Raw genomic sequence first — 13,804 nt, 5'->3', positions numbered from 1 at the left:
CAGTCCGGTATTGCAGGTAATGATATCGATTTGATTGATGCAACCACCACAATCAATGCTGACTACCTGGCACAGGGCTCTGTGTTTATCGATACCCTGGTGGCTGACAGTGTCTGGACTGCGGCAGAGCTGACTGCGTTGGAAACCTGGGTCAATGAAGGCGGTATCCTGATTGGCGCAACGGATATTAATACGAACTACGATGCAGTAGCACAGAAGTTTGGCCTGACTTATACACACACCAATAATGATATCTCAGTTATTGCCCATGCTAGCCACCCGATTATTGATGGTGCGTTCGGCAGTGTTGGTGACAGCGTTGCAGCTCTGAATACAGGTTATTTCAGTGCTGGTGTACTGGAAACTGATACGGTACTTATGACTCAGGGTAATAACCCTGACCGTCCGAATATGATCCTGCGTCAGGTAGGCGAGGGATATATTCTGCTTAGCGCCGACTATAACCAGTTTATGAATCTGAACCTGGGCACCGATGGTGTAGTAGATAACAGCAATGAAGTCCTGGCGGCTAACATTATGGCCTGGGCGGTGCAACAGCAGGATAAAGGTATCCCTGCTGCTATCGATAGCGATGTTGTATTCAACGTGACACCGGTAAATGATGCACCGGTTGTAGCGCTGGATGAAGCAATCACCACTTCGGAAACCCCGGTAACTGTTGATCTGCTGGCTAATGACAGTGATGTGGAAGGCGATACCCTGACCATCACCCATATCGATGAGCAGGCGATTACCAGCGGTGAAACCATTACCCTGAGTGATGGTAGTGGCACTGCAACCCTGAATGGGGATGGCACGGTTACCTTCACCCCGGCAGCTGATCAGAGTGGTATCCACCCGGTTAGTTATACGGTTAGCGATGGTACCGACAGCACCAGCTCTTCTGTATCCCTGGTGGTCGAAGGCGAGGCGAGTGTTCAGGAGGATATCGATTACGTCGTACAGGTAACCGATTTTGAGTCGGATCTGACCTACGGCGGTATTACTGTTACCTCACTGAACCTGCCGACCGGTGCAACCCTGCAGCTGAACGGCAGTGATGTGACCAACGGCCAGTTTATCAGTACTGAGGACATTGAAGCCGGTCTGTTGGTATTCAGCAGTGCAGAAAACCAGAACGGTCTGGATTATGCGGACTTTGGTTATACCATTGAGCTGCAGACCAATATCCTGGGCGGTATTACCAGTGCTCAGACGCTGGAGCCGGAAGGCGAAGTCTCAGGCCTGCAGAACACTAACGATATCCTGTTTAATGAGGACCTGTTTGGCCCCTCTGGTACGGTTAATACCGACTTTAACGTTATTGCTGAAACCGATACGGTTGATGCGGCTTATCTGAGCCAGGCTTCTATCTTCTTTGATGGTCGTCAGACTTCGGCAAGCTGGAGTTCAGCAGAGCTAGCTGCAATTGATGCCTGGGTTCAGGACGGCGGTATTCTGATCTCAACTAACTGGAATGAGAGCTATGATGGACTGTCAACTGCCTATGGTCTGACCGTTAATTATGTTACCCCTCTGGGTTCTACTCTTCGGATTGATACAACCGATCACGCCATTATGGATGGCCCATTTGGTAAGGTGGGTGAAGTCGGTGATCTGGTAACAGCAGATCCTAATGTGCGCCACTTTTCCGCCGGTGTACTGGAAACAGATACTGTGCTGATGAGCACCCAGAATGGTGCGAATCCAACCATGGTATTGCGTGAAGTGGGTGATGGACAGATTCTGTTTGTCTCCAATGATGCGATCTTCACCCGTGGCGGCGATGCTGATCCGGGCGTGACTACGGCAAATGACCGTCTGGTTGGTAATATCTTTGCCTGGGCGGCGGATCAGCTGCCTGAGACAAAGAACAGTGTGGTATCTAAGTTACACTTCAATGTTGAGGCGATTAACGATACCCCAACACTGGAAACTGAGCAGGTTGATGCCAGCTTTAACGACAGTGATGCTATTAACGTCGACCTGTCCGGTAACTTTGCCGATGTCGATATTGCCACCAATGCCGATGTACTGACCTACAGTGTTGATGCCCTGCCGGGTGGACTGAGTATTGATTCCAATACCGGTATTATCTCCGGTGACCTGGCGGCGGATGCTTCCCAGGGAGGTCCGGGTTCCGATGGTGTTTACACTATTACCGTAACCGCGACCGATCAGGCCGGTACTACGGCGACCGATACCTTTGTCTGGAACGTGACTAATACCACCCCTGAGGTGGTAACCGAAGTAACCGATCAGTCAGCTAATGAGGGCGATGCCTTCAGTCTGGATGTTAGTGGCAGCTTCACCGACAGTGATGCGGATATTCTCAGCTACTCTGCTGAAGGCCTGCCTCCGGGCCTGAGTATCGATATAGCCAGCGGTGAAATAACCGGTACTTTGCCAACCAATGCGTCGCTGTCTTCTCCTTATACAGTGACCGTCACTGCCGATGATGGCCAGGGAGGTACGGTAACCGATACCTTTACCCTGACCGTGAATAACCCTGCGCCGATTGTTGCCGGTCCTGTTGCCGATCAGGGCAGCGCTGATACCGATGTGATCAGTCTTAATGTGGCGGCTAACTTCAGTGATCCGGATTCGGATACCCTGAGCTACAGCGCGACCGGGCTACCGGGTGGTCTGACGATTGACAGTGCCACTGGCCTGATCAGCGGTACTATTGATAAGGATGCTTCAGAAGGTTCCCCTTATACCGTGGTCGTTACTGCCGATGATGGTCAGGGTGGTACTGTGACTGACAGCTTCAGCTGGACGGTCAGCAACGCGGCGCCTGAAGTCGCCAGTCTGATCAGCGATCAGAGCACGGTTGATGCAGCGGACTTTACCCTGGATACCTCGGTTAACTTCAGCGACAGTGATAATGATACCCTGGCCTACAGTGCGACTGGCTTGCCAGCGGGTGTCACTATCAATAGCGCTACGGGTGTAATCAGCGGTGCTCTGGCGGCGAATGCGTCTACCGGTTCACCTTACACCGTTACTGTGAGTGTTAATGATGGCGTCGATACGGTTAGTGATACTTTTGAGTTGACCGTGACCAATCCGGCGCCTGTTGTCGCGACACCGATCGCCGACTTCAGTGCCGATGATGGTGATGATATCAACCTGAGCATGGCGGCCAACTTCAGCGACAGCGACGATGATAGCCTGACTTACAGTGCCACCGGCCTGCCAACAGGTTTGAGTATTGATGCTAATACCGGTGAAATTACCGGTACCCTGCCTGCAGATGCCTCTACCGGCGGCACCGATGGTGTTTACAGCATTGAAGTAACAGTCGATGACGGTGAAGGTGGAAGCATCAGCGATACCTTTACCCTGGATGTCAGCAACCCGGCTCCGGTAGTCGATGCAGCATTGACCGATCAGAGTAATCTGGACAGCGATGATGTGTCTCTGGCGACCGCGGCTAACTTCTCCGATGTCGATAGCGATACCCTGAGCTACAGCGCAACCGGCCTGCCGGGTGGATTGTCGATTGACAGCGCGAGCGGTGTTATCAGCGGTACTGTGGATAGCAGTGCTTCGCAAGGCGGTACTATTCCTGGCAGCGGCGTCTATACCGTGAATGTTACGGTTGATGACGGCCAGGGTGGTTCTGTTACAGAGAGCTTCGACTGGACGGTAACCAATACAGCACCTGTGGTTGCTACTGAGATAGCCGATCAGAGTGGTAATGACGGTGATGATATCAATCTGGATATCAGCACTAGCTTCAGCGACGCTGACAGCGATAGCCTGAGCTACAGTGCCACCGGCCTGCCAGCAGGCCTGAGCCTGGATATCAACAGCGGTATTATCTCCGGAACACTGACCGCGAATGCGTCACTATCCGGTCCGTATACTGTGACTGTAACCGCAACCGATGCTGATGGTGCGGAAATTACCGATACCTTTAGCTGGGCTGTCAGTAACCCAGCTCCGCAGTTGGATCTGGCACTGGAAGATAAAATTGCAGAGGATAGCGATAGCTTCAGCGTTGATGTCGCGCCTAACTTCAGTGATCTGGATAGTGATGATCTGACTTACAGCGCTACGGGTCTACCGACCGGTATTACAATCGATTCCGCCACCGGCTTTATCTCCGGTGATCTGGGAAGTTCGGCATCTCAGGGAGGAACTGATGGTGTTTACAGCATCGAAGTGACTGCTGATGATGGTCAGGGCGGTACTGTTTCTGACAGCTTTACCCTGACGGTATCTAACCCGGCTCCTGTGGTTGATACAGCCATTGTCGATCAGGAAGCTGAAGGCGGCGCGATTATCAATCTGGATGTCTCCGGCAGCTTCAGCGATGTTGATGATAGCCTGGTCTTCAGCGCTACCGGTCTGCCGACAGGTATTACTATCGACAGTGTTAGCGGAGTGATCTCCGGTACGCTGGCGTTGGATGCCAATAGTGGTTCACCTTACAGCATCGAAGTAACGGCAACCGATACTGACGGTGCGACGGTAACTGATACCTTCAGCCTGACCATTACCAATACGGCACCGCTGGTGGCTACACCGGTTACAGATCAAAGTGCCGAAGATGGCGATGACATCAGTCTGGATCTGGCGGCTAATTTCAGCGATCCCGATGGCGATCCGCTGAGCTACTCTGCAACCGGTCTGCCTGATGGTTTGTCCATCACCAGTACTGGTCTGATTACCGGATCTCTTGGCGCGGATGCGTCCCAGAGTGGGCCTTACACAATCACCGTAACAGCGGACGATGGTAAGGGTGGTACTGTTAGCGAGACCTTCGATCTGGCAGTGACTAACCCGGCCCCTGCGGTTAATGCGGTGGTACCTGATCAGGCCGATGTGGATGGTGATGATATCAGTCTGGATCTGTCCGGTAATTTCAGTGATTCTGATGCGGATACCCTGACTTACAGTGCCAGCGGATTACCGAATGGTCTGACGCTTAATACCAGTACCGGTGTGATTACCGGTACGGTGAATACCGATGCTTCTCTGGGTGGTGATGCCGGTGTTTACAGTGTGACTGTCACCGCCGATGACGGCCAGGGTGGCAGTATCAGCGATAGCTTTGACTGGACCATCACTAACCCTGCACCGGTCGTGGGCAGTGTGATTGTTGATCAGTCCGGTAATGATGGCGATGCAGTAAACCTGGATGTATCTTCGACCTTTACCGATCCGGATGCCGATACCCTGAACTTCAGTGCCAGCGGTCTGCCAGCTGGCCTGACGATGAATGCGGTTACCGGTGTGATCAGTGGAACGGTTGCCGCCAATGCATCTCAAGGTGGTACGGACGGTGTTTACACTGTTACCGTGACTGCTGACGATCTGCAGGGTGGCACTGTCACCGATACCTTTAGCTGGAGTGTGGCTAACGTCGCGCCAGAACTGGATGGCGCAATTGCCGACCAGAATGCAGTTGATGGTAACGCCTTCAGCCTGGATGTATCGGCTAACTTCTCCGACGCAGACAATGATAGCCCGGTTTACAGCGCCACAGGCCTGCCTACCGGACTGAGCATTGATGCGGCAACCGGCGTGATCAACGGTACTGTGGATAACAGTGCTTCTGTCGGCTCACCTTATACCGTAACGGTAACCCTGAGTGATGCTCAGGGGGGTAGCGTCAGCGACAGCTTTGCACTGGCGGTGACTAACCCGGTACCGGTCGTAGATCTGGCGATTGCTGATCAGACCAGTACCGATGGTGCAGCCTTCAGCCTGGATACCTCAGCTAACTTCAGCGATCCGGACAGCGATGACCTGACTTACAGTGCGACCGGTTTGCCAACCGGACTGAGCATCGATGCTAATACCGGTGAGATCAGCGGTACCCTGGCGACTGATGCTTCAGATGGCGCACCGTACAGTATTACGGTAACCGTCAACGATGCTGAGGGTGGCTCAGTCAGCGATATCTTTGAGTTGGCAGTGGATAATGCCCTGCCGGTTGTCGTCACAGAGATTGATGATCAAAACAGCGATGATGGCGATATTGTCAGCCTTAACATCACTGCTAACTTTAACGACCCGGATGGCGACACCCTGACTTACAGCGTTAGTGGTCTGCCTGCCGGTTTGAGTATTAACAGCAGTACCGGTGAGATATCCGGTACTATCGCGACCAACGCTTCGGTGAGTGGCCCTTACACAGTGATAGTGACGGCTACCGATAGCGATGGCGGTGCGGTAAACGATAGCTTCAGCTGGGGGGTAGCAAACCCGGTACCTAATCTGGATGCAGAAATTGCTGACCAGAGCGGTGACGATGGTGATGATATCAGCCTCAATGTTGCGGCTAACTTCAGTGATCCTGACAGCGATACTATTACCTATAGCGCCAGCGGTCTGCCTTCTGGCCTGACGATCGATAGCGGTACTGGTGAAATTAGCGGTTCTATCGATCCTGATGCTTCTCAGGGCGGTCCTGGCTCCGATGGTATTTACACTATCACCGTGACCGCAGATGACAGTCAGGGTGGCAGTGAAACCGATACCTTTAGCTGGACTGTTGCAAACCCGGCACCAGTGGTTGATACGGTTATTGCCGACCAGAACAGCGATGATGCCGAACTGATCAGTCTGGATGTATCTACCAGCTTCAGCGATGTGGATAACGATAGCCTGACCTATAGTGTTTCCGGCCTGCCGGCAGGTCTTGATATCAATGCCAGCACCGGTGTTATCACAGGTACTCTGGATACCAGCGCTTCTTCCGGCTCGCCATACAGCGTGACTGTTACTGTCGATGACGGTGAGGGCGGTACTATTACCGATAGCTTCAGCTGGACTGTTGCTAACCCACTGCCTCAGGTTGATGCTGAGATTGCCGATCAGTCTAATGATGACAGTGATCTGGTGAGTCTGGATGTATCCGCTAACTTCAGCGATACCGATGACAGCCTGACCTACAGCGCAGCTGGCCTGCCAGCCGGGCTGACTATCGATACCAACAGCGGAGTGATTAGCGGTACCCTGGATGCAACAGCCTCTAATGGTTCGCCTTATACCGTGACTGTTACCGCCGATGATGGCGATGGTGGTGTAGTAACCGATACCTTTAGCTGGGATGTGACCAACCCGACTCCGGTTGTTGACACCGAAGTCGCTGATCAGGCCAGCCTGGAAGGTGCCGCGATCAATCTGGATCTGTCGGGCAACTTCAGCGATGCCGATAACGATACCCTGACCTACAGTGCAGCTGGCCTGCCAGAGGGACTGAGTATCGATGCGGCAACCGGGGTGATCAGTGGCACCCTGCCGAATGATGTGGCGGATAACTCACCTTACAGCGTGACCGTAACAGCCAACGATGGTCAGGGCGGTACCATAACCGATAGCTTCGACTGGACCGTGACTAACCCGGCGCCCCAAGCTCAGGATGATATCTTTAATCTGGGTATCGATATGCCGCTGGTGAACGCTAGTGTGCTGGTGGATAACGGAAACAACGCCGATATCGATCCGGATTCGGATACCATTACCGTTAGCCTGCTCAGTGATGTCAGCAACGGTAGCCTGACTCTGAATGCTGACGGCACCTTCGACTATACGCCGGGAGCCGGCTACAGCGGTGCGGATAGCTTTACCTACCGTATAACCGATGCCGATGGTGCTACAGCCGATGCGACTGTCAATCTCACTATGGATGTTGCTTATAACATTCCGGGTCTGGCCAGCTACATTCCAGACCGTACCGGTGATGATGGCGAAACCGTTAACTTTGATGCCTCTGCACACTTTAGTGATCCGGAAGGCGATACCCTGACCTATAGCGCAGCAGGTCTGCCTGCCGGTCTGACTATCAATACAACGACTGGTGAGATTAGCGGTGATATCGATGCTAATGCGTCCCAGACTAACGGGGGTGTTTATAGCATCACTGTGACTGCTCAGGACGGTATCGATACTCTGGTAACTGATACCTTCGATTGGGTTGTTTCTAACCCGGCTCCGGAAGCAACAGCGGTTGCCGATCAGAGCTCCAACGATGGTGACAGCGTCAGCCTGAATGTTGCGCCCAACTTCAGTGACAGCGACAGCGATACCCTGACCTACAGTGTCAGCGGCCTGCCTGCTGGCCTGACAATCGATACCAATACCGGTGTCATCAGCGGTGACCTGGATGCCAATGCCTCTCAGGGGTCTCCATATACCGTTGTAGTGACCGCCAATGATGGTCAGGGTGGTACAGTCAGCGATACATTTAGCTGGGATGTAGCCAACCCGGCGCCTACAGTTGATATTATTGTTCCGGATCAGACCGATGTCGATGGTGATGCGGTGAACCTGGATATCAGTGGTAACTTCAGTGATATCGATAGCGATACCCTGAGCTACTCTGTTGCAGGTTTGCCTGCGGGACTGACGATTGATGCGGTAACCGGTGTGATCAGCGGTAACCTGCCGAACGATGCTTCGCAAGGTGGTGCTGCCGGCGTTTACGCCGTCACAGTAACGGTAAACGATGGTCAGGGTGGTACAGTCACCGATAGCTTTGACTGGACAGTCACTAACCCTGCACCTGTAGTCGATACTGTTATTGATGATCAGAGCGCGGTGGATGGTGAGTCTGTCAGCCTGAGTGTGGCATCCAGCTTCAGTGATAGCGATGCGGATACCCTGAGCTACAGCGCCAGCAGCCTGCCAAACGGCTTATCTATCGACAGTGCTACCGGTGTGATTAGCGGTACTATCGCTACCAACGCTTCTGTTGGCTCTCCATTCAGTGTGACGGTCACTGCAGACGATGGTCAGGGTGGAATTGTTACCGATACCTTTGACTGGGTTGTCACTAACCCGGCTCCGGTTGTGGACAGTGCCATTGTTGATCAAAGCGCCGAAGATGGTGAAGTGATCAGCCTGGATCTGTCTGGCAACTTTGCCGACAGTGACAGCGATGACCTGACTTACAGTGCGACAGGCTTGCCAACAGGTCTGGATATCAATAGCGCTACCGGTGTGATCAGCGGTACTATCGATAATAGTGCTTCACAAGGTGGAACTGCCGGTGTTTACACTATTGCGGTGACAGTGGATGACGGACAGGGCGGAACGGTTGCAGATACATTTGATCTGACAGTCACCAACCCGGCTCCGGTTGTGGATCTGGTGGTACCTGATCAGACCAACAATGATAGCGATAGCGTCAGTCTGGATCTGAGCGGTAACTTCAGTGATGCTGATGCAGATGATCTGACCTACAGCATTACCGGATTACCAGCAGGTCTGACTCTTGATACTGCGACCGGCGTGATTTCTGGTGACCTGCCAAGCGATGCCTCCCAGGGCGGTACTGTTCCTGGTTCAGGCGTTTATAACCTGACAGTCACCGTTGTTGATGGGGAAGGCGGCTCTACTACTGATACCTTCAGCTGGACTGTAGCCAACCCGGCTCCGAATGTGATTACCGAGATCGCCGATCAGACCTTTAGCGACAGTGCGACGGTTAATCTGGACCTAAGCGGTAACTTCGGTGATATCGATTCCGACAGTATCTCTTACGGCGCTGCTGGTCTGCCGGCAGGTCTGAGCCTTAACCCGGCTACCGGTGTACTAAGCGGAACCCTGGCGGATGATGCCTCTCAGGGCGGTCCGTACACTGTTATCGTTACTGCCAATGATGGCCAGGGTGGTACCGTAGTGGATACCTTCACCCTGACAGTAGAGAACGCTGTACCGGTGGTCGATCTGGAAGTACCTGATCAGAGTGATAGCGATGGTGACAGCGTCAGCCTGGATCTGAGCGGTAACTTCAGCGATGCCGATAACGATACCCTGAGCTTTAGTGTTACCGGTCTGCCTTCTGGTCTGACCATCGATAGCGCGACAGGCGTGATCAGCGGTGATCTGGCTGCGAATGCTTCGCAAGGTGGCACAGCCGGTGTTTATAGTGTTGATGTCACTGTTAACGATGGCCAGGGTGGTGTTGTTACCGACAGCTTCGACTGGACAGTCACTAACCCGGCGCCGGTAGTGGATACCGAGATTGCCGATCAGACCGCTGCCGATGGCGATTCAGTCAGTCTGAATGTTTCAGCCAACTTCGATGATATCGATGCAGATACTCTGACTTACTCTGCCGATAGTCTGCCAACCGGCCTGACAATCGACAGTGCGACCGGTGTTGTCAGCGGTACTATCGATAACAGCGCTTCTGCTACTTCGCCATTCACCGTTACAGTAACGGCTGATGATGGTGAAGGCGGTATAGTTACCGACAGCTTCGACTGGACTGTGACTAACCCGGCTCCGGTTGTGGAGATGGTGGTAACCGATCAGAGCGACAGCGATGGCGATACAGTCAATCTGGATGTTAGCGGTAACTTCAGCGATGCTGATTCCGATACTCTGACTTACAGCGCGTCCGGCCTGCCAGCAGGTCTGGATATCAATAGTGTTACTGGTGTAATCACCGGTACGCTGGATGCGGATGCTTCCCAGGGTGGTACAGCCGGAGTGCACAGCGTAACCATTACCGTTGATGATGGTGAAGGTGGCAGTGTAACCGATACCTTCGACTGGGCCGTCACTAACCCGGCCCCTGTAGTAGCAACCCCGGTTGCCGATCAGGCAGATGAGGATGGCGATAGCGTCAGTCTGGATGTCAGCAGCAACTTTAATGATATAGACAGCGATAGCGTAACCTACAGTGTGTCCGGTTTGCCGACAGGACTGGATATCGATGCCAACACCGGCATTATCACCGGAACCTTGCCAAACGATGCGTCCCAGGGCGGTAGCGGTGGTCGTTACGTGGTGATGGTAACCGCCGATGATGGCGAGGGCGGTACAGTAACCGATACCTTCGAATGGGCGGTAACTAACCCTGTGCCTGTTCTGGATTCTGAGATTGCTGATCAGACCAGTGAAGATGCCGAGGTTATCTCTCTGGATGTAGCAGCTAACTTCAGTGATCTGGACAGCGATAGCCTGACTTATAGCGCGACCGGATTGCCAACCGGCCTGACAATCGACAGCGCCAGCGGTGAAATTTCGGGGACTCTGGATAACAGTGCTTCCGTCAGCTCACCATTTACTGTTGAAGTAACCGTCGATGATGGACATGGCGGTACCGTTACTGACAGCTTTGACTGGACCGTCACTAACCCAGCTCCGGTGGTCACCGAGATTGCCGATCAGAGTCTGGTGGATGGCGAAGCCTTTAACCTGGATGTGAGCGGTAACTTTACCGACAGCGATACTGATAGCCTGACCTACAGTGCAACGGGTTTGCCAACCGGTATTACCATTGACTCTGGTACCGGCATCATCAGTGGTACTGCACCGGCTGATGCGTCTACAGCGGCTCCTTACACCGTTACAGTCACTGTTGATGATGGTGAAGGTGGTGTAGTCAGCGATACATTCGATATGAATGCTACCGATGCGCCTCCGGTTGTCGCGGTTGAAATTCCGGATCAGGCCGATGTCGATGGCGATGCTATCAGCCTGGATGTTTCTTCTAACTTTAACGATCCGGATGGCGATACCCTGAGTTTCACCGCCAGCGGTCTGCCAAACGGTCTGACAATCGATAGTGCTACCGGTTTGATTAGCGGTGATCTGGATGCGAATGCTTCCCAGACCAGCCCGTACACTATTACGGTAACTGCAAACGACGGTAGCAGCGATGTCAGCGACAGCTTCGACTGGGTAATCACTAACCCGGCTCCGGTTGTCGATACAGAGATTGCCGATCAGAGTTCTGAAGATGCCGAAGTTATCAGCCTGAATGTGGCAGCGAACTTTGCCGATGTTGATGCAGATACCCTGACTTACAGCGCCAGCGGCCTGCCGGCAGGACTGGATATCGATAGTGCAACTGGCGAGATTAGCGGTACGCTCGATAAAAGCGCGTCAACGGCTTCTCCTTACACTGTTACGGTAACTGCCGATGATGGACAGGGCGGTACGATTACCGATAGCTTCGACTGGACTATCACTAACGTAGTGCCAGTTGTTGCAACTGAAGTTGTTGATCAGGCATCTGAAGATGGTGAAACCATCGCGCTGGATATCAGCGGCAACTTCAACGACATGGATGCTGACAGCCTTGGCTTCAGTATTGCGGGTCTGCCTGCGGGACTGGATATCGATGCGGATACCGGCATTATCTCCGGTACCATTGATAATTCAGCGTCTCAAGCGGGAGCAAGCGGCGTATACAGCGTGACGGTTACTGTTACCGATGCAGATGGTGGGCTGGTAATCGACAGCTTCGACTGGAGCATCACTAACCCGGCACCGGCTGTCGATACCGAGATCGTCGATCAGGCGGATCAGGATGGTGACAGCATTAGCCTGGATATCTCAGGCAACTTCAGCGACCTGGATGCTGATACATTGAGCTTCAGTGCCGTTGGCCTGCCAACCGACCTGACCATGGATAGTAACGGTGTTATCACTGGTACTCTGCCAACAGATGCTTCTCAGAGCAGCCCTTACATTGTGACGGTTACCGTCAGTGATGGCGAAGGTGGTCTGGTAGTCGATAGCTTCGATTGGGTTGTCACTAACCCTGCACCAATTGTTGCAACTGAGATTGTTGATCAGACAGGTGTAGATGGCGAAGCCTTTAGCCTGGATGTGACTTCACACTTCAGCGATGTTGATACCGATACCCTGACCTACAGCGCGACAGGCATGCCTGCAGGTTTCGCTATCGATACGAATACCGGTGTGATCAGCGGTACTATACCGGCGGATGCCTCCGAGCAGCCTCCTTATAGTATTACTGTTACAGCAGATGATGGTGAGGGCGGTACCATTTCCGATACCTTCACCCTGACCGGTACCAATGCACCTCCGGTACTGGATCTGGCAATCGTCGATCAGGCGGATCAGGATGGTGATCTGATCGCTGTGGATATCAGTGGCAGCTTCTCCGATCCGGATGGCGATACCCTGACTTACAGCGCTACCGGCCTTCCAGGTGGATTGTCTATCGATAGTGCTACCGGAGAGATCAGCGGTACACTGGATGCAGATGCTTCCGTCGGTTCTCCACATACTGTCACCGTATCGGTGACCGATGGCGGTTCAACTGTTAGCGATAGCTTCGACTGGGTTGTCACTAACCCGGCTCCAGTTGTAGCGACTGAGATTGCTGATCAGAGTTCACAGGATGCTGAAGTCATCAGTCTCAATGTGGCAGCCAGCTTTAGCGATGTTGATGCCGATACCCTGAGCTACAGTGCTACTGGCCTGCCAGCAGGGCTGGCTATCGATAGCGCGACTGGCGAGATCAGCGGTACGTTGGACAATTCAGCGTCTCAGAGTAGCCCATATACCGTTACTGTGACTGCAGATGATGGTCAGGGTGGAACCACAACCGATACCTTCGACTGGGCGATTACTAACGTGGCACCGGTCGTTAATGCTGAAATTGCTGATCAGGCGGATCAGGATGGTGACAGCATTAACCTGGATGTGAGCGGTAATTTCTCAGATCTGGATGCAGATACTCTGAGCTTCAGTGCGGCGGGCTTGCCAACCGGATTGAGCATGGACAGCAATGGTGTTATCACGGGTGATCTGCCTGCGGATAGTTCTCAGAGTTCACCATACACCGTAACAGTGACTGCCGACGATGGTGAAGGGGGTGTCGTCACCGATACCTTCGACTGGACAGTTACTAACCCAGTACCGGTTGTTGATGTTGAGATTGACGATCAGAACGACCTTGATGGTGACAGCATTAACCTGGATGTGAGCGGTAATTTCTCAGATCTGGATGCAGATACTCTGAGCTTCAGTGCGGCGGGCTTGCCAACCGGATTGAGCATGGACAGCAATGGTGTTATCA

The 13,804-nt window shown here is 53.1% G+C and carries 1 protein-coding gene (cut by a window edge); it reads left to right on the top strand.

Annotated elements, in window-relative coordinates:
- Positions 1 to 13,804: part of a putative Ig domain-containing protein coding region (locus EHS89_RS09860; RefSeq protein WP_124925987.1), annotated on the top strand (this coding region is incomplete at its 3' end). 29,196 nt of the annotated region lie to the left of the window's left edge; the window shows 13,804 of its 43,000 annotated nt.

This window comes from Amphritea balenae (genome assembly GCF_003858655.1).
In the GTDB taxonomy this organism is placed as follows: Bacteria; Pseudomonadota; Gammaproteobacteria; order Pseudomonadales; family Balneatricaceae; genus Amphritea; species Amphritea balenae.
Note: the sequence above shows the minus strand (reverse complement) of the source record. Positions and strands in the feature narration are given on the sequence as shown.